This window comes from Pontibacillus salipaludis (assembly GCF_014642405.1).
Classification (GTDB): domain Bacteria; phylum Bacillota; class Bacilli; order Bacillales; family BH030062; genus Pontibacillus; species Pontibacillus salipaludis.
The window spans coordinates 144,325-169,696 of the sequence record NZ_BMIN01000005.1 but is presented as its reverse complement, the minus strand read 5'-3'; the positions used below and the strand labels follow the sequence as shown (position 1 = coordinate 169,696).

The window sequence follows — 25,372 nt, the reverse complement described above, 5'->3', positions numbered from 1 at the left end:
TTTACCTTCGTGGTGACATCCTGCTTTGACGTTTTCAGCCGAGTCGACACGACTACCTCCTCCTTTATTGCCCTAAAGGGTTCAGGAGAGTAAAAAAGGGCACTCCTCCCTCCTACGATATAAACGACTGTCATTTATAAAGTTGGAAGAAAGAGTCGCCCTTATCTTCATCTCTCTGAATGGACTTACTGCATCACTTCTTTTAATTCTTTTTCCATATTGGCTGCTGCTTCTTCTGGAGTAACCTCTCCAGCAATCGCTTTTGATACGTTGATTTGAATGATTTCAGATACTTCTGGATAGTTTGGCGCTACTGGACGAGAAACAGCTGCTTCAAGTCCATTCTGGAAACCTTCTTGTTTAAAGAACGGATTCGCTTCAAGCACTTCTTCGTCTTCAAATAGAGCTGGAAGTGTTGGCGCTAAGCCACCATGAATGGCAGAGATCTTCTGACCTTCTGGACCTGTCATAAACTTAACGAATTCCCAAGCTTCTTGTGGATGCTCAGAGTATTTGTTGATCGCAGTCATCCAGCCACCAAGTGCTGCTGCAGAACCTGCATCACCTGCTGGAAGTGGTGCCACTCCGATGTTTCCAACGATGTTCGATTCATTTTCATCGTTTGCTAGATTCCATTGGTAAGGCCAGTTACGAATGAACGGAGACTGTCCTTCAATAAAGGCTGTGTGAGATTCAACTTCCGTAAACGTTGTTACGTTTCCAGGAACGAAATCAGAAGAAGCGACTTCTACCATTTTCTCAATTCCTTTAATCGTTTCCGGGCTGTTTACTACGACTTCACCGTCTTCATTCAGGATGGAGCCGCCATATGAAGCAATGAATTCAATCGCGTTACATACAAGTCCTTCGTATTGTTTCGCTTGCATTAAGTATCCAAACTCTGTCCCTTCTGCTCCCTTGTTCTCTTTAGCAGAAACAATTAGCTCATCCCAAGTCGTTGGTACTTGGTCTTCAGAGATAATATCTGTACGATAGAATAATAGTCCTGTATCGATAAACTTCGGCAGTGCCCACTGCTTTCCGTTAAAGGACGATGCAGATAGAGCTCCCTGGTTGTAATCATCTGTATTGATGCCGTCTTTTTGTAAGAAACGGTCAAGCGGAAGCACGTACCCAGCTTGTGCGAACTCAGCTGGCCATACAACATCCAAGTCCATAACATCAATCTCAGATGACTCAGCGTTTAACATCGTTACATATTGATCGTGCTGTTGCCCTGTATCAGAAGGCATTTCACGAAATTCCACTTGAATGTTCGGATGTTGCTCATTGAAGGCTTCTATGATTTTATTTGTGCCTTCTGTAGAGTCTTGCCCGCGTGCATAAACAAGTGTTACAACTTCATCAGATCCTTCAGCTTCTTCTTCGCTATTGTCTGAAGATGTGTCTGTTTCTTCCGTTGTAGAATCATCTTCATTATCCGTAGACGATGTTGTATCATCATCTCCACCACAAGCTGCAAGGGCCAACACAAACACCAACATAAGCGACAACAACCAGTGCTTCATTTTCATCAAAAGACCTCCCCTTAGTTTTGAATCCGCTTTCATAAAAGCGATTTATTCAACAGCCCGGATTGGACTGACTGTTGACTCTCTGATAATTAACTCTAGTGGATACTCATACACTTCTTGGTCGTTCCCTTTATGAGAAATTCGATCTACCATAACTTCAACCGCCCTTTTCGCTAAAAAAGGAATCGGCTGTTCTACCGTTGAAATCTTCGGGTCCATCAGTTTTGTAATCACCTGATTGTCAAAACCGATGACAGCTAACGCTTCAGGAACGCTCACCCCATATTCCTTTGCTCCTGTAATAATCCCTGCTGCTACTTCATCACTTCCTGTGAAGACAGCGGTAGGTGGATCTGGCATCTGATGAATGTGTTTAAAAATACGGATGCCATCTTCAATAGAAAACGCGTCATAAAATCCATACCGCTCATCAAAAGATAAATGATATTCTTGTAACGCAAGATTAAATCCCCTTCGACGATGCTGGCCCACGTTACTCTTCTGCCCACCTGTGCAGTAGGCAATCTTCTTGTGCCCCTGCCTGATCAAGTGTTTTGTCGCAACGTATCCCCCGTGAATCTGATCGAACTTAACAGTAGGGATCGTAGCCTCCTCCTCAAACTCATTACAAAGAATCATCGGGCCATAGGATAAATACTCTTTCACTACGTCCCATTCGTTCTCGATTGACGTTAAGATCATGCCATCAACTTGCCTCATTTTTAAAAGCTCCAAATGCTTAAGCTCAGTTTCTTTCGAGTACATCGTCTGACAGATTAATAGTTGGTAGCCATGTTTCGCTGCTTGTATTTCCATCGATTCTGCCAACTGGCCGAAGAATGGGTTCATGATTCGGGGTACTAGAACTGCAATCATTTGTGTTTTCTTATTTCGCAAGCTCCTCGCCGATGAGTTGGGAACGTATCCGAGTTCCTTCATCGCTTCAAACACTTTCTCTTTTTTCTTAATGGATACGTGCGGGTAGTCGTTAATCACTCTTGAAACGGTAGATTTAGATAACCCTGCCCGTTTCGCCACATCATCAATTGTAACCATAACCACCCCCCCTTTCTGTGGGAGAAGACTTTTTGAAATCGGTTTCAAAAATGACTAGAATAAAAGATTCAAAACGTAGGCATATGTACTGAACCACTTTTTGAAACCGTTTTCAATTTGTTGACTTGATTATATATTAGCCCATATGACTAAGCAACCTAAACCGTGCGACGAATTTCTGCAAATTCTGACAATTTTAAGACCCGATTGTGTTCCCTTACCTAGCCATAGGTTACGATCATCTGATATGGTAAAAAGGATCACATCTTGATTAAACTCTCCTAAAAAGTGCAGGTGAACGCTAATGAACAGTATACATAACAAAATAGATAACCTTATTACGAAAACAACTGCCTCAGCATCAGTCTCCATTCTCTTCAACAATCGTTCCATTGTTTCGATCAATCATAACCATCCGTTCCGAGCAGCAAGCATCATTAAGGTCCCCATCATGATGGAAGCCTTCCGCCAAGATCGAGACGGGTTACTAAATCTTGATGATCCTCACCCGATCTCCCCATCAGAGTCAGTCGGAGGCGCTGGGGTGATTCATTATTTATCCGGACAGCAAAACTACACATTACGCCAGCTAATCGAACTGATGATCATCGTATCAGACAACACGGCTGCTAACCTAGTGTTAAAAGCTGTCGGCATGGAAAGTGTGAATTCGCTCATGAAACAACTTGATTGCCAAGATTCAGCTCTAGAACGTTTCTTTATGGATCATTCCGCAATCGAGAAAGGCTTTGAGAACCGCACCACCGCCCAAGATATGATGACATGTTTTCTAGCCATCAACGAACCTCATCCACTCTTTACGAAAGAAGAACAAAAGACAATGAGACAGATCTTATATAACCAACAATTTAAAGACATGCTCGGCTCTTTTACATCCTCAAAAGAAATCGAGATCTTTCACAAAACAGGCGAACTCGAAGGCGCTCAGCATGACGTGGGGGTGTTTAAATATAGAAGCGAAACCGTCTACGCTGCTGTTTTAACTGATGATCTTGCTAGAAACCAGGAAGGTCGTGAACTGATTGCTTCCATAGGGCAACTGGTAGTGGATCACCTTTTAGATGATTGAGATGTTCTTTTTCGTTCATCTGGAGTAGGATTTCGGGCGTGGTGTTCCGCATTCTGACCGTGCGGCGCGGGGTTCTGGCTGTGGTGCGCTGCTTTCTGGCCGTGCGGCGCAGGATTCCGGACGTCCTAAGCTACTTTCTGGCCGTGCGGCGCGGGATTCCGGACGTCCTAAGCTGCTTTCTGGCCGTGTGGCGCAGGATTCCGGACGTCCTAAGCTGCTTTCTGGCCGTGTGGCGCGGGGTTCTGGCTGTGGTGCGCTGCTTTCTGGCCGTGCGGCGCGGGATTCTGGCTGTGATGTGCTGCTTTCTGGCCGTGCGGCGCAGGATTCCGGACGTCCTAAGCTGCTTTCTGGCCGTGCGGCGCGGGATTCCGGACGTCCCAAGCTGCTTTCTGGCCGTGCGTCCCAAGATTCCGGCCATGATACTAAGTTTTCCAGCCATCGCCGATCACCAAACAAAAAAGAGCCCGGCTACTCCAAGCAGCCAGGCTCTTTTTTTATTCATGCATAGACTCTAAATCATAAACCTCCAGCGACTCAATCGTAACGTTGCCTCCATAAGAATAAATCGACAGATCATCACTTCCTTCAGACGGGAAAATCTGATTTGTTAACACTTTCTGTCCATTATTCCCGAACACTTCTACAGAAGATTCGTCCACATAGATGTGAAGTTTAATCGTGTATCCATCCATCGCTTCCATCGGTGCACGGAAGACGCCACCAAATTCAGGATGGAAATCTGTTACTCCCGAGTTGTTGCGATCAGTAAAGAGGTAGTTGTTCTGATCATCATAGCCTACGATCGTTTCTTCCCCTTCACCTTGAGCGACTTTAAAGCCGAACTCATCCGCTTCATCTACTCTGAAGGTCGCCACGATTTCATACGTGCGCTCATCAAATTCAGGAAGCGACATGCTTCCATCAAGCGTCCGGTTCTCCATTTCAATCAACTTTTCACCGCGAAGATCATCCAACTCTTTGACCGGTTGCTGAGTGAGAAGCATCTCACCACGATCGTTTGTCGTTAAGCTGACTTCACGCGGGAGACTCATAGCCCCTCGCCACGGAGAAGTCGGGATGTCAGCGGCATATTGCCAATTACTCATCCATGCAATCCAAATGACTTTATCCATGTTATTAAAAGCTTGTGTTGCATAAAAGTCTTTCCCGTAATCGGTCCATTTCGTTTCCGTTTGACCCCGATCCAGTTTAAATTCTTTCCCGTCAAAATCACCAATGAAGTACTGGCCGCCTGAACCACCAGCAATGCTCCCTGGGTTCATATCGACCTGAAGCACCCATTTCTTCTGATCCTGATTACCATCAACGGGCAACTCGAACAATTCAGGAGTCTCCCATACGCCACCGTGAGCGCCGTGATCAGAACCGAATTCGCTTAGATATGACCAATCTACCATATTATCAGAACCGTAAAACATCACTTTATCTCCAGCTACAAGAAGCATAATCCACTTCTCTGAATCCTCATGCCACATCACGACTGGGTCACGGAAATCTTTTATACCTGGGTTTGGTACAATAGGGTTGCCTTCATACTTCGTCCACGTCTTTCCTTCGTCTGTACTATAAGCCAGACGCTGGTCTTGGACATCACCAGCACTTGTATAATAAGCAATTAACCCTCCCTCATCGCCTTGGAAGAGACCGCTTGTATTGTCTTCATCCACGACAACACTTCCTGAAAAAATCATTCCATTTTCATCAGGCTCCATCGCTACGTCAAGCTCTTTCCAATGGATGAGATCTTCACTCACCGCATGCCCCCAGCTCATGTTACCGAACTGGTCCCCTTTAGGGTTGTGTTGATAGAACAAATGGTACTTTCCCTTATAGTAAACCATGCCGTTCGGGTCGTTCATCCAGTTTTTAGCTGGAGTGTAGTGAAATTGAGGGCGCCACGTTTCGTCGTATGATGCCTGGCTCGCTTCAGTTGTTTCCTCTATCTGCTTTGGATCCTCTTTTTGCAGGACATACCAGATGGAAACCACTACAATAAATACTACTATAACCATACTACTAACCAGCAGTTGTCTTTTTTTCGTCATGTCCTCACCTCTTTAAAAAAACAAAGGAAGCTAGTCCACCATCAGACTAGCTACTCTTTGTTCGTCGTCTCTATTTAATGGATCAGTGAGAGATTACTTCTTCCCTTTTGCTTTTCCATTGTTTGTGTCTTCAAATAGCTGACCTTGATCAAGAGTTCCTTCAATAGAAGTCTCCATTCCATCAACATCAAGTTGTAACGTTGGTGCTAGAGTTCCACCAAAATGGTTGAACTGATAGTCTTCAGATTGAGCGCCTAAGTCGCCAATTTCAAGACCATTTAGGTTATCGAAGTTCGCAAAGCTTAAAACGTTCATGTTCGGCATAACCATCCAAGAGTAAGCTTGGAACGGGTCTTCTTCAGGGTTCGCAATGACAAGACCACTTTCGTTTAATGGCTGGTAATCTCCTTTAAGAGAGTCAGCGTTGAAACCGTAAAGTCCGTCTTCACCAGCAAGTCCTGGACCGAATTTGTGCTTGTGCGTATTTGTGAACAGGTAGTACTCCCCGTCCTCTACAACGATGTGCGGGCGCTCTAACTCTTGGTTCACGCGTTCCGCTTCAAGAAGTGGCTCTTGTGCTTCAAACTCTGTGTAATCATCGTTTGTCGCTTTTGCAATACCAATTGAACCGTTGAAGATCGTTGCGAATTCATTTGGCTTGTGGTTTTCACGAGCACGCTCAAGTGGTGTCCCTGGTGTGTTCGCTTCAAACAAGATGTACTCTTCGTTTGTTTGTGGATCTTGGAAGAACCATGGGTCACGGAACGTATACGCGATGTCGCCAGCTTCAGACTGTTCTTGTGTCTGATACAGTTCACCTTCAGGCTCTAAAATAACTTGGTGTTCAGACCAATCTTTAAACGTAACACCGTTTTGTCCTGTCATCTTTGCAGAAGCTGTTGCTAAACGCTGCTCATAAGAAAGGTTTTCTTCTCCTTTACGTCCTGTAGCCGTGTAGAACATATGAAGTTCATTGTTCTCAACCATTGCAGAACCGGCCCACTGGCGAGAACCTAGTGCGTCGTCACCTTCAAATACTTCTCCGGCAAGCTCCCAGTTTTGACCGTCTTTAGACGTGAAATAGCGAATTTCTGCAATATCATGACGTTTACCTGGTAATACGTCTGATGGAGCCGTTAGTGAGAATAGAACGTATTGACCTTTCACTTTTGCAATCGAGCCGTCTTTGTTACGTAGAGGCCACGTATCCCATACATGATAATCTTCTGTCATTTGATCTAATTCTTCTACATCAAAGTTTGGTGCAGTTGTTTCTTCAGTAAGCTGGTAATCTTCAAGAGATTCAGCACTCCACGCTGGAGTTGTATCTTCTTCTGTTTCTGGGTAATCAATTTCACCTTCGTTTAAAACGCCTGTGATTTCAGAGTTTTCTCCGTCCAGGTTGATTTCAAGTGTTGGTGCGAATTGACCGCCTTTAATATCTTGGCCATTGTCCGAAAATTCGTTTATAAAGCTGATCACGTTCTCATTCGGAAGAACCGCCCAAGAATACGCTTGGAATGGATCGCTCTCAGGGTTTGCTACAACAAGACCATTGTCATTCATTGGCTTGTAGTCGCCGCGAAGAGAGTCGTTTACGAAACCATATAAGCCGTCGATTCCGTCATCAAGACCCGGGGCAAACGTAAACTGGTGACTGATCGTGAATAAGTGATAGTTCCCGTCTTTCACAACGATATGTGGACGCTCTAATTGTTGGTTCACACCGTCTGCTTCAAGAAGTGGAGGAAGAAGCTCAAAGTTATCCAAGCTCTTATCTGTAGCTTTTGCAATACCAATGTTACCGTTGAAGTCTTCAGAACCTTCTGGAACGTCGTGTGTTGCACGGAATTCTTCATCTCCAATGTTACTTGGATCTAATTCCTTATCGTAACCTGCTGTATTTCCTTCAAACAGGATGTACTCTTCGCCTGTTTCTGGGTCCTGGAAGAACCAAGGGTCACGGAAGGAGTAAATAATGCTTCCTGTTTTCTGATCTTGCGTTTCGTAATATGTACCATCTGCCTCAGCTAGAATTTGGTGGTCACCCGTATTCTCAATTGTAAACTCACCTTCATCTTCAAACATGTATAGTTCTGTTTTGGCAAGGCGCTGTTCGAAGTGGTTCTGGGCTGTTTCGTTTTCCTTACGACCTGAAGCTGTGTAGAATAACGTAACTTTTCCGGAATCGTCTACCATTGCAGAACCGGCCCACTGACGAGAACCGTATGCTTTCTCAGGGTCATACGCTACGCCGCCGACTTCCCAGTTTTCCCCGTCTTCAGAGATGAAGTAACGGATAACAGCGTGATCGTGACGTCCGCTCCACGTATATTCTTTAGAAGCTGTTAATGCGAACTGAACTTTATAACCATTAATCTCAGCTAAAGAACCATCGCGGTTGCGTAGCGGCCATGTATCCCAGATCCATAGATCATCTGCGACCACTTTAAAGTCAGCGCTTATTTCTGGTGCTGTGTTCTCACTTGTGCGCACAAAGTTCTGCGCCATTTGACGCGTCCATTCTGCAGTTGTTACTGAATTTGTGTCCGTCGTTTCTGCTTTTACAGACTGCATCGGTGAAGTTGCAAATAATGTACTAATAAGTGCAGTTGTTAATGCCAGTCTTGTAAAAGTTGATTTCTTTTTACTCAAGTGATATCCCTCCATTTGGGTTTGTTTTTGTGGTGCGTCTTAACGGTATGCTACGAAAACCCTCCCCGTCAAAGCTTTTTAGAAATAGCTGGAAGGCTTACATGATTTGGTTCTTATGACTTAATCGACTGATAAGACCGACAATGAAAACGGTACTAAAAACAAGCGCAACCGATTGCCTTGTTTGATAAAAATAAATACAAATGACCTAGATAAGCTTGGTTACGAAATAAGTTCATTTACCCATCTGCTAGTGGTTCAGAAGGTGGTTATCATTTGAAATTTTTTCTATGCGCTTTCAAAAGGAAATAAATCCACTATAAAGGAAAAATTTAGTGTGTGGAATTGATTCCATAATTCCTTAATCCTACAAAAAGTGCATTGACACCTGAACTTTATACCCAAACAAGTGAGTCCCGAGTAAAGAATGTAAATGTGTACATACTAAAAAAAATCAACAAAGGAGGTTTTCATTCATGAACACTGAACACTCTTCTCCTTATCTTTGTCCGAGCTGCAAAACGAACAAAACACGTTTTAACCTTATTGAACAAGTAGTTACACCCGTAAAGAAAAATCCTCAGACAGGTGAAATTGTTGAAGAATATGAGGATCTATCCTCTCAGCCTATGCACATGCAATATCGAGGTCCAGACATTCGGGTTCAATGTGCAGCATGTGGTGTAATCGAAGAAGAAATATCGTTTATTAAACGAGCGGAATACAATAAAAGTTCGTAAATAAAGAGGGATCAAGTCTCAACAGAGATTTTGGTCCTTTTTTTATTACTCATTTCCGAACTTTAATACGGTTTTCTTTTGACATTTATCCGTAAATACGTTACATTACATAATGTACGAACGATAACGATTTAAACGAATTTAAATATTCGTCTTTTAGGGGTGTAAACAATGGAAAATGTGTTTGATTATGAAGATGTTCAATTAATTCCGGCAAAATGTGTCGTTAACAGCCGTTCAGAATGTGATACAAAAGTGACGTTAGGCAACCATACCTTTCAACTACCTGTCGTACCTGCTAATATGCAAACCATTATAGATGAAACAATCGCAACATTCTTAGCTGAGAAAGGGTACTTCTATGTGATGCACCGCTTTGAGCCTGAGACTCGCCGTGCTTTCATCCAGGATATGAAAACACGAGGGCTTATCTCTTCAATTAGTGTCGGTGTAAAAGAAGAAGAGTACGGATTCATCGAAGAACTTGCAGCAGAAGGAATTGTACCCGATTATATTACAATTGACATTGCGCACGGACATTCCAATGCAGTCATTCAAATGATTCAACATATCAAGAACCATCTACCTGCTACATTTGTTATTGCAGGAAACGTCGGCACACCTGAAGCCGTTCGCGAATTAGAAAATGCCGGCGCTGATGCCACAAAAGTTGGCATTGGACCAGGAAAAGTATGTATTACAAAGATTAAAACAGGCTTCGGTACAGGTGGCTGGCAACTAGCAGCGCTTCGCTGGTGTGCGAAAGCCGCTTCAAAACCAATCATCGCAGACGGCGGAATCCGCACACATGGCGATATCGCAAAATCTGTACGCTTCGGCGCAACAATGGTGATGATCGGTTCCCTATTCGCCGGCCACGAAGAATCCCCTGGTGAAACAGTTGAGCGCGACGGAAAACTCTACAAAGAATACTTCGGCTCTGCCTCTGAGTTCCAAAAAGGTGAGAAGAAAAACGTAGAAGGCAAGAAAATGTTCGTCGAGCACAAAGGCTCTCTTGAAGACACGCTAGTTGAAATGCAACAAGACCTCCAGTCTGCGATCTCTTACGCTGGCGGAACAGACCTTGATGGGATCAAACACGTAGATTACGTAGTTGTAAAGAATTCGATCTTTAATGGAGACAAAGTCTACTAAACTACTAAAGCGGAAGTGCCCGGTTAGCAACGTATAGACTAGACTGAACCACAGTGAGATCAAGGAAACACCATGAGCCACAGGCGAATCGATGTTGACTGATCGACCGGAGGTGAGGGAAGTCTACTAGTTGCTGGGCGCTGGAGCTGGATGTAAGCTAAAGCGGCAGCGCCCTGGTAGCTACGTATAGACTGGACTTGAATACAGAAAAAACGAGCCGGGGCGGCTCGTTTTTTTATGTACTTGTTAAGGTGTGCTGGCTTTGGTCATTCAGGTTGCTGTTACGTCATTGGGGATGTTCTTTCGTCATACCGAATGCCCTTTGAACATTTCGCAATCCTCTTTCGTCATTCCCCATTCTTTTTACGTCACTACCACCTCCATTTTCGCCATTACAGATACTCTTTCGTCATTCCAGTTGCCCTTTAAACATTTTGAACTAGGCTTTCGTCATTCCTACGCGCCCTTTCGCCACTCCGCCTCACCTTTTGTCATTTCTAAAAACTCTCCATCACAAAAAAAGCGGAACCTCAATTGGTTCCGCTCTCTATCCTTATCCAGCCCAAACATCTTTTGCATAAATTCCTTTTTGCTGTAAACCATCTAACCACTCTGATGCTTCTTCACGAGTGGCAGAATGAATCGTTTCGTAACTTTCTATTAATACTTCTTCAACAGCTGGTGCCATCTGACTTCCGTCACCGCACACATAGAGACGAGCGCCTCGATCTAAGAGTTCAATTACATGCTCACGATCTTCACGAAGTAAGTCTTGCACATACGTTTTCTCTTCGCCTGCTAAACGAGAGAAAGCGGTGTGAAGATTCACGAGTCCCTCTTCCTGATAAGATTCGAGCTCATTTTGATATAAATAATCTTGTTCAGGATGACGGCAACCGAAGTAAAGATGCGCATCACCGAGCTTATGACCTGACTCGTTGAGTGCCTTACGAGCTTGCAAGAACCCGCGATACGGTGCCACACCTGTACCTGGTCCGATTAGGATCATTGGCGTTTCACTCGATTCAGGAAGCTGGAAGTTCGACTGAGGTGTGCTAATGAAGCAAGCTACCTCTTCACCTGGTTGTAAAGAAGCAAGGTAATTACTTGCGACTCCTTTGTATTCCCCATCGCCACTCCAGGAAGGTCCACGTACAATACTTACGGTAATGCTCGGTGTAGACTCTTGCACACTAGGTGAGCTCGATATGGAATAATAGCGAGCTTTTAATGGTGGCAATAAGGCAACGAAGCGATCAAATGGCAGTTCACATGCCATATATTTTTCTAATAATTGAAGCATGGTTGTGCGTTTTCCAAGCACTTCTGTTTTATACACTTCATCCTGCAAGAGATCTTCAAGCTCCACTTTGTGAGGAGGGCATGTTGTGTTTGCCGCTAGTTCACGAATTTGAGCACGGGTTGCAGGTTCTTGTAATTCCACGTAGTGTGTCATCAAGTCAGAGATGCTTACGGGGTGATCTAATGGAAGGTGAGCAGTCTTCCCACTGCTTCCGCTTAGAACCATAAACGTTTTCCCGTCGAGAGAGAAACGGCGAAGTACGCGGTCAACTAGTTCTTGGTTGTTTTGTGGAATTAGACCAAGATGATCTCCCTCTTTATAAGAAACGCCTGCTGGCAACTGGATATCTAAATGACGAGTGCTTCGTTCACTTGTTTCCCCTTGCAACTCTTTATTTTGAGAGACACGTGCTGTGAAAGCCTTATGATCTTTCGCAAGTGGGGTACTCGTAACACCATCTACAAATTCAACCGTTAAGGCATTGGCCGTTTGACCTGTATCCCCTTCAAGATCGAGATCAAATGTTTCAGCAAGCTTGATCCATAATTCTTCTTCCCAAGCTTCGTACTGGCCTTCGAAGTCATCACTCGCATCCCCTTCACCACGGGTAGCAATGGAGGTAGCTCCTTTTTCAGCCATTTGTTCATCAATTAGCTTTGGAACGCTTTGATACGTATTCGCCCAGTTTCGATCCCCACAACCGAACACAGCATAATGAACGCCATCAAGCTCATTATGACCAGCCGAATCGAGCCAAGCAACGAATTCGTGTGCATTATCTGGTGGGTTCCCGTTGTAAGAAGCTGAAACAATGATCACCGCTCCTTCTAGAGGCATCAGCCCCGCGTATTCATCAAGGGAGGCGATATGAGATGAGAAACCTTTCGCTTCCCCAATCTCAGCTAATTCTCGAGCCACACCTTTTGCCGTTCCTAAATTTGAACCGTATAAAAGAAGAAGTGGGGTACCGTGTTTTGGAACAGTCGCTTCCTTCTTACTTTCTTTTTGATCACTTTCTTGCTTTGGTGCTGTCATTTGAAAGGCCATTTGAGAACGACGTGGCTGTACTCTCATTGTTAAGCCTTCAGGTTTTAACGTTAAGGTTTCTTTTACATCTAACTGGTAGTTGTCATGATCAATAAACTTGAAGTTTTGTAAAAGCATTCCTAACACAAGCGTCGCCTCGTGCATGGCAAATTGCTGACCGATACAAGCTCGTTGACCGTTCCCGAATGGTTTGAATGCATGCTGTGGAATGGATTTCATATCCTCGAAGCGCTCTGGTTTAAAGGCTTCCACATCTTCACCCCAAACGGCCGGATCTCGGTGTAGCTGAGGGAGGAGTACCATAACCGTTTGACCTTGTTCAATCGGAATATCCCCTCCAATGACAGTATCTTCTTTCGCATGAAGGCCAAAGGCAGGGGCTGTTGGCCATAAGCGAAGCGCTTCATTTAAGATCATGCGAACATATTTAAGCTGCTTCGTCTGTTTATAAGACGGTACGCCACTGTCACCTAGTACTTCGTCCACTTCAGCATACGCTTTTTCTAGTACATCCGGATTCTTCATTAAGTAATGAAGGGCAAACGATAACAGGCCACTTGTCGTTTCGTGTCCTGCAATTAAGAACGTAATAATCTGAAAGCGAATATTCTCATCACTTAGCTTTTCACCTGTCTCAGGATCGCGACCTTTTAACATATGAGAAAGCAGGTCATCTTCTCCTTGGTCTCCTTGTTCTTTACGATCTTGGATCAGCTGGTCGACCAGTGAGAACATCCCTTGAATATCTTGCTGGAATTGACGCTTTTTTCGAAGCATTAATTTATCCTGCAATCCTACACGCTGGAGTTGATTCATAGCCTCATCTAAACCACGGACCATATTTTGAACGAAGGGATGCAGTTCTTCCCTGTAAAAACTATTAAACCTATAGTTAAAGCCACATAACCCGATCGTATCAAGCGTAAGACGGGTCATATCGTCTGTCACTTGAATACTCTCATGATCATTTAGGCGCGACCATTTCTGCACGAGCTGCACAGCTATGTCTGCCATCTCATCGTGATAGCCTTTCATGGCTTGCTGACTGAAGCTTGGAAGTAAGATGTTATGTGCTTTCTTCCAGTTTGGCTCTGAGGTTTCACTAGTGAATAATCCGTCCCCACCAAAAGGTTTTACATTTTGCAAGGCTGGCCCTACGGTTTTATCAAATCTTGTTTCATCACTAACTTCCGAAACCAAAGCATGATTCGAAACGATTGTACTTACTCGACCTGGGAATTGAAATTGAAAGATTGGCCCATGTTCGTCAGCAAGTTTCATAAAGGATTGCATCATTTTTTCTTTATCAATTAGAGGTAGACTCCCGAGCGGTCCATACGTCTTCGGGGATGGAATCTGTCTAGCATTTGTCATACTCGATCATTCCTTCTTATATAAATTAATAGGAAACGCGATAGAAGAGATGTAATTGAGGTTTATTGCGGAATGAACGTTCATTCCGCTTCCGGTATAAGCAGACTAGAGCTATTCATGAGCTCTAACTGCATCCCAGCAACTTTCTTCATAATCTCGTAACAATTCGATCGTTTCCTCCACCGCACCTTCACGAACGAGTTGGTGTAGTTGGATAAACGCGCCAAATACTATGGCAATAAGCGCATTCGCTGGCATCCTTCGAATTTTACCCATCTCTATACCTGCTTCAAAAAAGTCACGCGTAAAATCTAACAGTTCTTGATATAATGCCAGACTTTCCTCATCGAGCACACGAGGTCGATTGTGCGTTTTAATGAAATATAGAGCATGTTCATTATCCAATGTAAACCGAACCATACTGTTAAATATATGACTGAACTGTTGTCTACATGTTCCGTTATCTGGATAACCACTTCGTAACGTTTCGAGGAATCGTGTCACGTATTCTCTGAAAAGCTGGTTCATTAGTGTTTCTTTGTTCACAAAATAGCGGTAAATCGTGCCTGCCCCGACATTAGCCTTAGTTGCAATCATCGGGATAGTTGTCGCATCAAAGCCTCTCTCCGCAAATAGCACAAGAGCGGCCTCTAAAATATCCTCACGTTTATTAGTCGCTGTTTCCATGGTGGTACCCCTCCATTACATCCCGAGCGGAATGAACATTCATTCCCCTCTATGTTAAGTATAAAAATGATCAGGTTTCCTCGTCAATTTATGGTGAAAAGAACGCAGTAAAATCCATCTATTGCACTAGGAAACCCGGGACTAATAGCCCCGGGTTTCTCCCCGAATATTCTATTTATTCTTCTCAACCGTTTCTTTCATTTGATCTAGGTGACGTAGCTCATGCCAACCAATAAACTCGGCCCATTGCTCAAGTGACATCTCCCCAAATACAGGATGAGGGAAGGAATAACTTTGAAGGGTTTCCTCTTCTTTATTGTGAAGAAGGAATAACGTAGCTTCACGAGATCGCTTCAATCCTTCAAGCGCATCCTGGACGGTTTTGAAATCTCCCTTCGGCTTCAAGCCTTCAGGTGCATCAACTTTGTGGGAACGATCAGGTGTATGGTGGATCGGTTTCTTAGTCGTCTCAACACGCTCACCACCACGGATCGTTTTATCAATCTTCTGGATGATGAACCCTTCCATTAAATAAAGATGTTCCGCTATCTCAAGCACGGACCAAGTATTCTCATCTGGCTTTTGTGACGCTTGTTCATTTGACAGGCTATTTAAATAGTCTAACACTTGTTGGCGTTTCTCTTCTAAACCGTACATCGAATCATCCTTTCATCTTTTCCTCTCCCACTTTACCACATTCCCCTCCCCCAATCACGCCCAAACCCCTCCCCTATCTCGATTTAAAGATAATCACGGACAATATGTATGAATTACCAAACAATGTAGAAGCTAACAAGAAAAGCGCAAGCGCCCTGGGTAGATTCGACACGCATAAGACAGAACACGCCGTGGCGATCTTTGCCACAGAGTGGTCTGACTTATGTCGCGAGAATCTGGGCGCTGGAGCTAGATCAAGAAAAGCGCAAGCGCCCCGGGTAGATTCGACACGCATAAGACAGAACATGCCGTGGCTACTTCAGCCAACTAAAGCGTTCCAGACACCCTGTTGCACTTTATAGCGCTAAAGGGTGTCTGGCACCCTATGTCACATCACTGTACTAAAGGGTGCCTGGCACGCTTTCACTCTTTAGAGCAGCAAAGTCATACTAAGTCAGCCTTTTATGAGGGATGGTTATGAAAAAGTTATTTCGTTTATTTACGAAAAAAGAGAATAGTGAACAGACAGAACATCAGCCGACACCGATTGATACGGATCTCCCTCAAAACCTTACTTATATTAAGAATTCTTTAGGGGAGAGTACAGACATTGTCATACGAAAGTTTAAAATCGGAGAAAAGCGAACCGTAAAAATAGCTGTCGTATATACAGATGGCCTTGTTAATGAAAGTACGGTCCATGAATCCCTTTTAGAAACTCTCATGTCCGACGTTCGTCAAACGCAGTTAAGTAAGCAAGCTTTAAACAAAGGCATGTACTATACGGTTCGAGATCATGTTTTAACTGCCGGGGAACTAGATGAACTTGAAACCTTAGACGACGTCCTCCTCCATGTTCTATCCGGAGATACGGTTTTATTTTTAGAAGGGGAAACAAAAGCTCTATGTGTAAGTACCAGGGGGTGGCAGGACCGTGGTGTGGAAGAACCAAGTACACAGGCAGTTGTTCGAGGACCTAAAGATGGGTTTACAGAGACACTAAGAACGAACACTGCTTTACTCCGCCGTAAGATTAAAGACCCGAACCTATGGATTACGACTCAAGCCATAGGGACCAAGACGAAAACCGATGTTGCCGTCGTTTACATGAATGGAATTGCCAACGAAAAAATCGTTAAAGAGGTTCATAAACGGTTAAACCAGATCAATATTGACTCTTTGTTAGACAGCGGGTATGTAGAAGAACTGATCCAGGATGAGACGTATACCCCTTTCCCAACTGTCTATAATTCAGAACGTCCAGATAGCATTGCAGCCGGTCTATTAGAAGGTCGTGTCGCCATCATCGTAGATGGATCACCTTTTGTATTACTTGTCCCTGCTTTATTTATGCAATTTTTTCAGTCACCAGAAGACTATTATCAACGATCAGACTTTGCAACCCTGGTACGCCTCATACGTTTTATTGCTTTCTTTCTGGCTCTTCTTACCCCTTCTGCTTATATCGCACTTACAACCTATCATCAGGAAATGATTCCAACGTCTCTCCTTATCAACCTATCTTCCCAACGAGAAGGCGTCCCTTTTCCTGCATTAGTTGAAGCGCTCATTATGGAGGTTACCTTTGAGATTTTACGAGAAGCTGGGGTAAGACTGCCAAAAGCGGTAGGATCGGCGATTTCCATTGTGGGAGCACTCGTTCTAGGGCAAGCAGCGGTAGAAGCAGGACTCGTATCAAGTGCCATGATCATTGTCGTGAGCTTGACCGCGATCTCAAGCTTTGTATCACCAAGCTTTAATTTCGCGATCTCGATTCGCATGCTCCGCTTCCTGTTTATGATCCTAGCTGCGACGTTTGGTTTATTTGGAATCTTACTAGGATTAATTGTTCTCGCTCTACACCTTGCGAGTTTACGATCCTTTGGCGTCCCATACTTAAGCCCTCTCGCCCCATACATCACAAGCGATCAGAAGGATACTATACTCCGGTTTCCTCGGTGGGGGCTACTTACACGCCAACGTTTAATTAACCAAAAGAACATAGATCGAGAGAACATGCACAAACCAAAACCTACATCTCGATCACCAAAAAAGGGGGATTCATCATGAAGAGACGATTACTTCTCTTAAGCTTTACCCTCCTTTTCTTACTAACCAGTTTGACAGGTTGCTGGAGTAAGCGAGAATTAGACGAAATAGCTATCGCCACTGGACTTGGCCTTGATAAGACGGAAAATGGTTATAAATTTACCGTCCAAATCATTAACCCAGCAGAAGTCGCAGCGAAGACGATTTCAACAAGAACTGCTGTGACAACATATACAAGTGAAGGGCGTTCCTTGTTTGAAGCGCTAAGAGGACTAACCGATAAAGCGCCCCGGAAGGTATATTTGTCTCACATCAGAAAAGTCGTTTTTGGAGAAGAATTGGCACGAGACGGCATTAGCGAAACACTTGATTTCCTGACAAGGGACCATGAATTTAGAACAGACTTTCATATTGCTGTAGCAAAGGGAATGGAAGCTCACGATTTGTTAACGATCTTGACTCCTATGGAGAAAATCCCTGCTAATAAGATGTACTTCTCTATGCAAACGTCAAGCGAATACTGGGCTCCGTCTCTCATCATCAAAATACAGCAATTAATCTCGACCATTCTTGAAGATGGGAAGGAACCTGTGATAAGCGGTGTGTACAATGTTGGTGATATTAAAAGAGGGAGTAACCTCAGTAACGTAGAAGATGTTGGCGCACCTACCGATGTCCGTGTTGATTCTCTTGGTGTTTTCAAAGGAGATCAGTTAATTGGCTGGATGGATCAACTTCAGAGTACAAGCTATAACTACATTATGGGAAATGTAAAGAATACAGCTGAGTATTTCGAATGTAAAGATAAGGAAGGCAGTATCACTCTCGAGGTCATGGAGGCGTCAAGTAATAAAACGGTAACGATAAAAGACGGAGAGCCTCATTTTAACGTGGAGGTATCCGTTGAAGGGAATATTGCTGATGTGGAGTGCCAAATAGACTTGATGAAATTAGATACGATTAAACAGTTAGAAAAGCACTTTAGTGAACAACTCTCCATCCTCTTTAACGACACAGTTTCTGATGTCCAAGAAGATTTTAAGAGTGACGTTTTTGGTTTCGGGGACCTTATTCATCGAACAAAACCGAAGTACTGGAGAACTATTAAAGATGGGTGGGAAGAACAATTCCCTGAAGTGGAAGTTACAGTAGAGGCCACTGTTAAAATCAACCGAACAGGAACCATTTCTAACCCTTATGAATTTAAAAAGGAGGAGTAAACGATGTGGGTAATTCTTTACGGGGTTATTCTATCGATTAGCTGGATTCAGATTCGAGCACTATGGAAGCAATCCCTCAAACGAGACTCCTTTTTTTATATCTTCACGATGGGTTTGTCGTTAACGATATTGATCCTTTCTCAACTTGGGCTTCCTATCCCAAATCCACTCGATGGAATTTCTATCGTATATGATCCCGTTCACAGTCTCTTTCAATAGAACCTAAAGGTTTCTAGAAAACATCCAAGGAAAGGAGAGAGTATGAATGCATGGTAAAGAAGAGATTAATCTAAGACAATTCCTTTTGTTTCTATTTTTATTTGTGATTGGCACATCGATTTTACTCTCTCCCTCTTCCTTAGCAAATATAGCAAAAGAGAGCGCTTGGTTAAGTGTTGTTGTTGGAATGATGATCGGTGTAGCTATTATTCTCTTCTACCTGCTCATCAGTATATGGTATCCGGATCATAACATTGTAGATCTGAACCGACTCCTTTTTGGCAAGTGGGTGGGAACGATTTTCACTCTATTCTTCATTGTATTTGCACTCGTGAGCGCTGCCACCGTGCTGTGGACGATTGGTCACTTCATGGTTACTCAAATGTTACACGAAACGCCTCAGCCCTTTATTCATATCTTGTTCATGTTCGTTGTTATATATGGCGTCTACTTAGGAATTGAAACCATAGCTAGAACAAGTGAGCTTTTATTTCCATATGTGGTTCTTTTGTTAACGATCGTGTTTGTTTTCAGCATACCGAGTATGAATCTTAATAAGATCAAACCCTTTTTTGATATAGGAGCACAAGATATTGTTAAAGGGGCGTGGTTTGACCTTAGCATCTCGACATTTCCTCTGATGGTCTTATTCATGGTCTATCCGAAACTAGTTCAAGAAAAGAAAAGTGTTGGGAAGAAAGTAACAATCGCTTATATCCTTGCTATGTTAACCATTTTAGCAGCCACCTTCATTACCACCACCGTCCTCGGGGTAGAGTACACACACCATCATATCTATCCAACTTATGTATTAGCAAAAACACTTAACATAGAAGGATTAATACAAAGAATCGAAGTCATCATCGCGGTTTCTTGGATATTAACAATCTTTTTTAAGTTATCTTTATACTTTTATGCTGCCGTTACCGCTCTATCTCAAGTTCTTAAGGTGAACAGTTATCGTTCCCTTACCTTCCCATTAGGTATTTTCGTCATTGTACTATCACTAATCGTTTACCCTAGTAGCATCTATGCATCTGAGTGGAACCAGACGACCTGGATCTATTACTCAGCAACATTTGGCGTTCTTTATCCTTTGCTTATTGCTATCGCAACACTTATTAGAAAGTTGTTCAAACGTTCCTGAAAGGAGTCTCACGATGAAAGAATCCATTACACGCTATCAATTTATTTCGCTTGTTATTCTATTCGAATTCGGAAGCTCAATCATCGTGGGTCTTGGATTAGAAGCGAAGCAAAATGCTTGGCTCGTTATCTTGTTGAGTATGATTGGAGGGATCTTGCTTTACTGGCTTTTTACACGGTTCGTAAGTTCTTATCCTGATACACCTTTTCCACAAGTCTTGCAAATAGTAGCAGGGCCTTACTTAGGGTATCTATTCATATGGGTTTATATTGCCTATTTCTTATACATAGCAGCACGTGTTTTAAGGGACTTTACTATGTTAACCGCTCAAACGATCTTGCATGAGACCCCTTTAATAGCGGTTTCCCTTTTATTTATGCTCGTTGTTTGTTTTGCTTGCTATCTTGGGATTGAAGTGATAGCTAGGACAAGTGAATTATTCCTCCCATTTATATTACTGATGGGTGGATTGTTCTTGATGTTTGTATTCATCATGGACCTCCCTAAGATCCATCACCTTCAGCCATTCTTCAATCAAGATATTGGAGAAATTCTTTCATTCGTTTTCCCAACGGGAGTCACATTTCCTTTTGGAGAACTTATCGTATTCACGATCATCTTCCATCACTTAGAGGATCCGTTAAAAAGCTTCCGATATGGGGTCACGGGTATACTCTATAGCGGAACATCTCTATTAATCATTAGCGTAACGATTTTGATGGTATTAGGCCCCATGATTGCAATGAATTCCACCGTACCGCTCCTTGATACGATTTCACTCGTAAACTTACAAGGAATTATTCAGCGACTGGACCCCATTGTGATCATTATTATGGTGATCACTGGCTTTTTTAAGATTACTATTTTCTTTTATGCGGCGGTTGCTATGCTTCAATACTTGTTTAGACTTCCGAGAAGAGACAGTAAAGGATTAATTGGATTTATGGGCATCCTTGTCATCATCCTATCTATATTAATTAGTCCAAATTTCGTCGAACATATGAAAGAAGGATTGGACATCGTTCCTATTTATGTACACGTTCCGATGCAAATGATTATACCCAGCTTTCTCTTTCTCCTTCTATTCATAAGAAATAAAAGAAACAACCAATAAAAATAGGGGGAAAGGCACGATTTACTTCTTCACATAGTAAACCGTTCCTTTCCCCCTATTCCAATTCCTTAGACAATTTTCTTAATAAGACGGCCAAGCGCTCTTGGAATAAATGTAACAATGGCAACGATCTTATCAACTAGTTTATGCAACATGGGAAGTCCCTCCTTTTGTTTGTTAGTTATTCCTTTCACCCAAATAGCCATCCCTAAACGCTTCTAGTTCAATATGAGTCATAGGTTGCACGTTTCGACTATTGCCCCGGAAATATTTCTACATCATTAGACACCATATGTGTTATAAAACGTTATTTGAGCCCAAAATATGACGAAAAGAAGCCACCTGCATATGCAAGTGGCTTTTTTTCACAGGTAAATCCCTTATATGAGAAAGCTTGGAATTGAGATAAACAGCCCCGCATCCGAAATATGATCTCAACTAGAGTTTTAAGCAATGATTTCCTATCGTTGTTTAGATTGAAAATCTGCTTGAACTTCTTGTAACAAGGTATGGTCTGTTAATAAATCCAAACCTGTTAAGGCTAGTGCCTTCGCTCCGGTAATAAGTGCTTGGTCGCCTCGTTCTGATTTTGCGGCTTCTCTAAAGGCATCGGTGTGGGGAACGAGGTCAGAGGACCCTATTTTTATATAAGGGTGAATCGTCGGGATAACTTGACTTATATTTCCCGCATCTGTAGAGCCAATTCCTTCACGCCCCTCATCTACATAGTCCTCTCCTAGAGCCTTTATTCTCTCACGGAAAACGGCGTCAAATGTTTCATTTAAAATAAGGTTGTCGACTCCGTTTTGAATAGGTGTGACTTTAACACTTGCTCCGGTTGTGAGGGCTGCTCCTTCTGCTATCCGCTTCACTTTCGCTGTTACGTCATTACAGGCTTCACGGGTAGCTGCTCGTACGAAGAAGCGAGCTCTTGCGTAATCTGGTACTATGTTCGGGGCAACGCCACCGTCTAAAATCACCCCGTGAAGACGAACATCGTCTGTTACGTGCTGACGGATGGCATTAACGCCATTAAAGAGTTGGATGACGCCGTCTAAAGCGTTAACTCCGTATTCTGGCTTAGCGGCAGCATGAGCTGATTGGCCGTAGAACTCGAAGTCTAGTGGATCAACAGCCAGAGATTCTGATGTTCCGTTTGTCTGATTCGAAGGGTGAACCATCATACAAGCATCAAGGTCCTGCACAAGGCCATGCCTGACAAATGTACCTTTGGCGCTTCCGTTTGGTCCCCCTTCTTCAGCAGGGGTTCCAAGAACAACGACTTCTCCACCAGTCTCTTCAAGAACTCGGCTAAGGGAGATGGCGGCGGCAACACTCGTTGTACCGATTATGTTATGACCACACGCATGTCCGAGTCCAGGTAATGCATCATACTCAGCAAGAAATCCTATTTTAGGACCATTTGCAGGTCCTTTTTTACGGGCAATAAAAGCTGTCTCGTGTTCCGGAATGCCCCTCGTCACTTCAAATCCTTCACGTTCTAAAAGTTCGCACAACGTTTCACTTGCGTAATATTCCTCGTTACCGATCTCAGGATTCTCGTGGATCCGGTGGCTCGCGTCCAGGTAGACCGCCTTTTGGTCATCCACATACTGCGTGACTTCTTGTTCTAACGTAGCTTCCAATGTGCTCATGCCACTCACTCCTTCTCTTTAAATTACCAACCAATTTTCTCTAGAGATACGAACGTCGGGATTAGAGAATCGTTATAGGTTTCACGGATGTGCTCTGCAATTTCTTCCGTTTGGTAAATCTCTACAATCTTTTGGTAAGCTTCTTTATCCGCTTCATCTGCTCTTGCTGCAATAATATTGATATAAGGTGTTGCGGTATCTCCTTCAATGAAGACCGCATCGTCTACAGGTACAAATCCTGCTTCTACAGCTACTCCGTTGTTAATCACACTTGCAGCCACATCCGGTAATACGCGAGGTGTTTGAGCCGCTACAACTGGTGTGAATTCTATATTTTTTGGATTTTCTTTGATTTTATCTAAAGAACCGTTCCCGTCGAAGTCATCAGGAAGTGTGATGATGCCTGATTTCTCAAGTAATAGAAGCGCTCTTCCCATGTTGGTTGCCTCTTTCGGAATGGCAATGGTGCTACCTTCTGGAATGTTCTCGAGGTTATCATATTCCTCTGAATATACGCCCATTGGTGCAATGAGTGTTGTTCCAATGGGTTCAAGGTCAAGGTCATGTTCTTCAATAAATGAATCGAAATAAGACACCGTTTGGAAAGCATTTAAATCAATGTCACCATCTGCTAGAGCTAAGTTAGGTCGAACGTAGTCTGAGAACTCAACAAGTTCAATATTAATTCCCTCTTCTGCTGCTTTTTCTTGAATCGGCTCCCATAACGGAACACCAGATCCATTTAAACCGATCTTAACGGTCGTCGTCTCCCCATCTCCTTGAGCCTCCGTGCTACCGCACCCTGCTAGAGCGGCTCCTACTGTTGCTATTAGTGCTATGAATAGAATCATTTTTTTCTTCATATGTAATTTCCTCCTTTATCGTCTGCGTACAGCTTTTGAAATGTAATTTCCTAACGTTTGTACCGTTTGAACAATGACTACGAGTAAAATGACAGTTACGATCATCACGTTCGTTTCAAATCGTTGATATCCATAAGAGATAGCCAAGTCACCAAGACCACCACCTCCAACAAATCCAGCCATCGCTGATGCACCGACTAAGCCAATGGTTGCAATCGTAATGTTTAAAACTAGAGAACTTAGTGCCTCTGGTAAGAAGACACGGTAAATGATTTGCCAAGGCGTTGCCCCCATCGATTCTGCTGCTTCCACAACACCTGGATTCACCTCTAGCAAACTACTTTCAACTAATCGGGCAATATAGGGCGCCGAAAAGAACACTAGAGGGACAACGGCTGCTGCAGTTCCAATTGAGGTGCCGACGATAAACCGGGTAATCGGTAAAATCGCTACTAATAAGATAATGAACGGGATCGAACGAAAGAAGTTCACTATACCGTTTAATACTTTAAATAAAGGACCGTTTTCAAGAAGTCCATTCTTTCTTGTTACGACAAGAGAAATACCAAGCGGTAAGCCAATCACGACCGCAAACAGTAAAGCAATGGCTACCATAACGATCGTCTCTTGTGTCGCTTCTAAAATCTTAGGCCAAAATGTGGCTAAATCAACTTGCATCGCGCGTCACCTCTTTCACTGTTACAGATTGCTGGATGGAATGAAGAGCTTTAAAGATCTCTTTCTCTCCTCCAATAAATTCAACGATCAGACTTCCGAATGGTTCACCTTGTAGTTGGGTAATTTGCCCGTATAACACGTTCACTTCAACATGATGCTGAGTAGCAGCCCGATAAAGAATAGGCTCTGAAGCTTGTTCTCTTAGGAACGTCACCCTGTATACGTGCCGCGTACTATCTAAGGCTTGTAGAATCGATTCAGGAATCTTATCGTTCATTACCGAGCTGACGAAATTCTTCGTTGTCTGATGCGTCGGACTTGAGAAGATATCAAATACCGTCCCTTCCTCAATCACTTTTCCATCTTCCATAACAGCCACCCGGTCGCAAATCTCACGAATGACCTGCATTTCATGCGTGATCATTAGGATTGTAATGTGGTACTCTTCACGAATTTGTCTCAAAAGGTCTAAAATCGAATCGGTTGTCTGCGGGTCAAGAGCAGAGGTGGCTTCGTCACAAAGAAGTACTTCAGGAGATCGGACGAGGGCTCTTGCGATACCCACCCGCTGCTTCTGTCCTCCTGAAAGCTCTTCGGGATATTTTTCTGCCTGATCTGCTAATCCGACAAACTCAAGGAGCTCCTTTACTTTCCCTTCCACTTGCTTTCCTTTTTTACCATCTAACAAAAGTGGAAAAGCTACGTTTTGATAGACCGTCTTTGATTCTAGCAAGTTAAAATGTTGGAAGATCATCCCAATACGACGTCTTTCTTTTCGTAGCTTGGATTTTGGCAACTGAGTCAAATCCTCTCCGTCTAGCTTCACTTCTCCTGATGTTGGGCGTTCAATTAGGTTTACGCATCGGAGAAGTGTACTCTTCCCTGCCCCACTAAAGCCAATGACACCGTAAATCGCTCCTTTATCGATGGATACATTGACTCCGTCAACGGCTCGAATGGTTTGATCGTTCTTCTTGTACACTTTCTCAATATTATGTAACTCGATCATGCTGTCTGCCTCCTTTAATCTTTAAAAAACAGATCGGAATACTTGGTTTACAA

At 43.4% G+C, this 25,372-nt stretch carries 21 protein-coding genes; 9 read left to right on the top strand and 12 right to left on the bottom strand.

Annotated elements, in window-relative coordinates; genetic code table 11:
- Nucleotides 1–185: 185 nt before the first annotated feature.
- Nucleotides 186–1,535: an ABC transporter substrate-binding protein gene (locus tag IEW76_RS07975; RefSeq protein ID WP_188652611.1), complete on the bottom strand. Its 1,350-nt coding sequence runs from the start codon at nucleotides 1,533–1,535 to the stop codon at nucleotides 186–188.
- 45 nt (nucleotides 1,536–1,580) lie between these two features.
- Nucleotides 1,581–2,591 carry a LacI family DNA-binding transcriptional regulator gene (locus tag IEW76_RS07970; RefSeq protein ID WP_188652609.1) on the bottom strand — a complete coding sequence of 337 codons (1,011 nt, stop codon included), beginning with the start codon at nucleotides 2,589–2,591 and terminating at the stop codon, nucleotides 1,581–1,583.
- 304 nt (nucleotides 2,592–2,895) lie between these two features.
- Here IEW76_RS07970 and IEW76_RS07965 point away from each other — a divergent pair, with 304 nt between their 5' ends.
- Both IEW76_RS07965 and IEW76_RS07960 read left to right on the top strand, forming a co-directional pair.
- Nucleotides 2,896–3,681 carry a serine hydrolase gene (locus IEW76_RS07965; RefSeq protein WP_188652607.1) on the top strand — a complete coding sequence of 262 codons (786 nt, stop codon included), beginning with the start codon at nucleotides 2,896–2,898 and terminating at the stop codon, nucleotides 3,679–3,681.
- 38 nt (nucleotides 3,682–3,719) lie between these two features.
- Nucleotides 3,720–4,196 (top strand): hypothetical protein, encoded by a 477-nt coding sequence (locus tag IEW76_RS07960; RefSeq protein WP_188652606.1) that lies wholly within the window; start codon nucleotides 3,720–3,722, stop codon nucleotides 4,194–4,196.
- Here the strand turns inward: IEW76_RS07960 and IEW76_RS07955 are convergent.
- Both IEW76_RS07955 and IEW76_RS20815 read right to left on the bottom strand, forming a co-directional pair.
- Nucleotides 4,176–5,747 carry a glycoside hydrolase family 32 protein gene (locus IEW76_RS07955; protein ID WP_188652605.1) on the bottom strand — a complete coding sequence of 524 codons (1,572 nt, stop codon included), beginning with the start codon at nucleotides 5,745–5,747 and terminating at the stop codon, nucleotides 4,176–4,178. The genes IEW76_RS07960 and IEW76_RS07955 overlap by 21 nt on opposite strands.
- Nucleotides 5,748–5,840: 93 nt before the next feature.
- On the bottom strand, nucleotides 5,841–8,402 hold the full coding sequence (locus IEW76_RS20815) for a glycoside hydrolase family 68 protein (protein WP_229721161.1): 2,562 nt from the start codon (nucleotides 8,400–8,402) through the stop codon (nucleotides 5,841–5,843).
- A gap of 476 nt (nucleotides 8,403–8,878) precedes the next feature.
- On the opposite strand from IEW76_RS20815, the gene IEW76_RS07945 reads away from it, so the two are divergent.
- Nucleotides 8,879–9,142: a DNA alkylation repair protein gene (locus IEW76_RS07945; protein WP_188652604.1), complete on the top strand. Its 264-nt coding sequence runs from the start codon at nucleotides 8,879–8,881 to the stop codon at nucleotides 9,140–9,142.
- A 171-nt stretch (nucleotides 9,143–9,313) separates the two neighbouring features.
- Nucleotides 9,314–10,297 carry a GMP reductase gene (guaC, locus tag IEW76_RS07940; protein ID WP_188652603.1) on the top strand — a complete coding sequence of 328 codons (984 nt, stop codon included), beginning with the start codon at nucleotides 9,314–9,316 and terminating at the stop codon, nucleotides 10,295–10,297.
- A gap of 553 nt (nucleotides 10,298–10,850) precedes the next feature.
- On the opposite strand, the gene IEW76_RS07935 is transcribed toward guaC, so the two are convergent.
- The 3 genes from IEW76_RS07935 to IEW76_RS07925 form a co-directional block, all read right to left on the bottom strand.
- Nucleotides 10,851–14,021: a bifunctional cytochrome P450/NADPH--P450 reductase gene (locus IEW76_RS07935; RefSeq protein ID WP_188652602.1), complete on the bottom strand. Its 3,171-nt coding sequence runs from the start codon at nucleotides 14,019–14,021 to the stop codon at nucleotides 10,851–10,853.
- A gap of 111 nt (nucleotides 14,022–14,132) precedes the next feature.
- A complete protein-coding gene (locus IEW76_RS07930; protein WP_188652601.1) occupies nucleotides 14,133–14,708 on the bottom strand; it encodes a TetR/AcrR family transcriptional regulator in 576 nt (191 codons plus the stop codon).
- 171 nt (nucleotides 14,709–14,879) lie between these two features.
- Nucleotides 14,880–15,365, bottom strand: coding sequence for a DinB family protein (locus tag IEW76_RS07925; RefSeq protein ID WP_188652600.1), 486 nt, complete (start codon nucleotides 15,363–15,365; stop codon nucleotides 14,880–14,882).
- Nucleotides 15,366–15,842: 477 nt separating this feature from the next.
- Between IEW76_RS07925 and IEW76_RS07920 the strand changes: the two genes are divergently transcribed.
- Genes IEW76_RS07920 through IEW76_RS07900 form a run of 5 tightly spaced genes read left to right on the top strand, consistent with a single transcriptional unit; the run spans nucleotide 15,843 to nucleotide 21,114 of the window.
- Nucleotides 15,843–17,435 (top strand): spore germination protein, encoded by a 1,593-nt coding sequence (locus IEW76_RS07920; RefSeq protein ID WP_229721160.1) that lies wholly within the window; start codon nucleotides 15,843–15,845, stop codon nucleotides 17,433–17,435.
- A complete protein-coding gene (locus tag IEW76_RS07915; RefSeq protein ID WP_188652595.1) occupies nucleotides 17,432–18,634 on the top strand; it encodes a Ger(x)C family spore germination protein in 1,203 nt (400 codons plus the stop codon). Before IEW76_RS07920 ends, IEW76_RS07915 begins: the two co-directional genes overlap by 4 nt.
- Before the next feature lie 3 nt (nucleotides 18,635–18,637).
- The gene (locus tag IEW76_RS07910) at nucleotides 18,638–18,853 is read left to right on the top strand and encodes a hypothetical protein (RefSeq protein WP_188652593.1); all 216 of its coding nucleotides are present in this window, start codon (nucleotides 18,638–18,640) and stop codon (nucleotides 18,851–18,853) included.
- Nucleotides 18,854–18,899: 46 nt separating this feature from the next.
- A complete protein-coding gene (locus tag IEW76_RS07905) occupies nucleotides 18,900–20,000 on the top strand; it encodes a GerAB/ArcD/ProY family transporter (protein ID WP_188652591.1) in 1,101 nt (366 codons plus the stop codon).
- 13 nt (nucleotides 20,001–20,013) lie between these two features.
- A complete protein-coding gene (locus IEW76_RS07900; protein WP_188652589.1) occupies nucleotides 20,014–21,114 on the top strand; it encodes a GerAB/ArcD/ProY family transporter in 1,101 nt (366 codons plus the stop codon).
- A gap of 68 nt (nucleotides 21,115–21,182) precedes the next feature.
- Here IEW76_RS07900 and IEW76_RS20960 read toward each other — a convergent pair whose 3' ends face one another.
- The 5 genes from IEW76_RS20960 to IEW76_RS07880 form a co-directional block, all read right to left on the bottom strand.
- Nucleotides 21,183–21,308 carry a hypothetical protein gene (locus tag IEW76_RS20960; RefSeq protein ID WP_268235056.1) on the bottom strand — a complete coding sequence of 42 codons (126 nt, stop codon included), beginning with the start codon at nucleotides 21,306–21,308 and terminating at the stop codon, nucleotides 21,183–21,185.
- A gap of 267 nt (nucleotides 21,309–21,575) precedes the next feature.
- Complete coding sequence (locus IEW76_RS07895) at nucleotides 21,576–22,769, bottom strand: M20 family metallopeptidase (protein ID WP_188652587.1); 1,194 nt, start codon at nucleotides 22,767–22,769, stop codon at nucleotides 21,576–21,578.
- A gap of 23 nt (nucleotides 22,770–22,792) precedes the next feature.
- A complete protein-coding gene (locus IEW76_RS07890) occupies nucleotides 22,793–23,632 on the bottom strand; it encodes a MetQ/NlpA family ABC transporter substrate-binding protein (RefSeq protein ID WP_188652585.1) in 840 nt (279 codons plus the stop codon).
- Nucleotides 23,633–23,647: 15 nt separating this feature from the next.
- A complete protein-coding gene (locus IEW76_RS07885) occupies nucleotides 23,648–24,310 on the bottom strand; it encodes a methionine ABC transporter permease (protein ID WP_188652583.1) in 663 nt (220 codons plus the stop codon).
- Nucleotides 24,300–25,319 carry a methionine ABC transporter ATP-binding protein gene (locus tag IEW76_RS07880; RefSeq protein ID WP_188652581.1) on the bottom strand — a complete coding sequence of 340 codons (1,020 nt, stop codon included), beginning with the start codon at nucleotides 25,317–25,319 and terminating at the stop codon, nucleotides 24,300–24,302. The genes IEW76_RS07885 and IEW76_RS07880 overlap by 11 nt, the downstream gene beginning before the upstream one ends.
- Nucleotides 25,320–25,372 lie beyond the last annotated feature (53 nt).

Bases quoted from the DNA above. Each gene is read 5' to 3' on its own strand.
- IEW76_RS07925 (WP_188652600.1), bottom strand. From the start codon at position 15,365: ATGTACGGTTTAGAAGAGAAACGCCAACAAGTGTTAGACTATTTAAAT.
- IEW76_RS07935 (WP_188652602.1), bottom strand. From the start codon at position 14,021: ATGACAAATGCTAGACAGATTCCATCCCCGAAGACGTATGGACCGCTC.
- IEW76_RS07900 (WP_188652589.1), top strand. From the start codon at position 20,014: ATGAAAGAATCCATTACACGCTATCAATTTATTTCGCTTGTTATTCTA.
- IEW76_RS07955 (WP_188652605.1), bottom strand. From the start codon at position 5,747: ATGACGAAAAAAAGACAACTGCTGGTTAGTAGTATGGTTATAGTAGTA.
- IEW76_RS07905 (WP_188652591.1), top strand. From the start codon at position 18,900: ATGCATGGTAAAGAAGAGATTAATCTAAGACAATTCCTTTTGTTTCTA.
- IEW76_RS07970 (WP_188652609.1), bottom strand. From the start codon at position 2,591: ATGGTTACAATTGATGATGTGGCGAAACGGGCAGGGTTATCTAAATCT.
- guaC (WP_188652603.1), top strand. From the start codon at position 9,314: ATGGAAAATGTGTTTGATTATGAAGATGTTCAATTAATTCCGGCAAAA.
- IEW76_RS07915 (WP_188652595.1), top strand. From the start codon at position 17,432: ATGAAGAGACGATTACTTCTCTTAAGCTTTACCCTCCTTTTCTTACTA.
- IEW76_RS07945 (WP_188652604.1), top strand. From the start codon at position 8,879: ATGAACACTGAACACTCTTCTCCTTATCTTTGTCCGAGCTGCAAAACG.
- IEW76_RS07975 (WP_188652611.1), bottom strand. From the start codon at position 1,535: ATGAAAATGAAGCACTGGTTGTTGTCGCTTATGTTGGTGTTTGTGTTG.
- IEW76_RS07910 (WP_188652593.1), top strand. From the start codon at position 18,638: ATGTGGGTAATTCTTTACGGGGTTATTCTATCGATTAGCTGGATTCAG.
- IEW76_RS07895 (WP_188652587.1), bottom strand. From the start codon at position 22,769: ATGAGCACATTGGAAGCTACGTTAGAACAAGAAGTCACGCAGTATGTG.
- IEW76_RS07880 (WP_188652581.1), bottom strand. From the start codon at position 25,319: ATGATCGAGTTACATAATATTGAGAAAGTGTACAAGAAGAACGATCAA.
- IEW76_RS07930 (WP_188652601.1), bottom strand. From the start codon at position 14,708: ATGGAAACAGCGACTAATAAACGTGAGGATATTTTAGAGGCCGCTCTT.
- IEW76_RS07965 (WP_188652607.1), top strand. From the start codon at position 2,896: ATGAACAGTATACATAACAAAATAGATAACCTTATTACGAAAACAACT.
- IEW76_RS07885 (WP_188652583.1), bottom strand. From the start codon at position 24,310: ATGCAAGTTGATTTAGCCACATTTTGGCCTAAGATTTTAGAAGCGACA.
- IEW76_RS07920 (WP_229721160.1), top strand. From the start codon at position 15,843: ATGAAAAAGTTATTTCGTTTATTTACGAAAAAAGAGAATAGTGAACAG.
- IEW76_RS07890 (WP_188652585.1), bottom strand. From the start codon at position 23,632: ATGAAGAAAAAAATGATTCTATTCATAGCACTAATAGCAACAGTAGGA.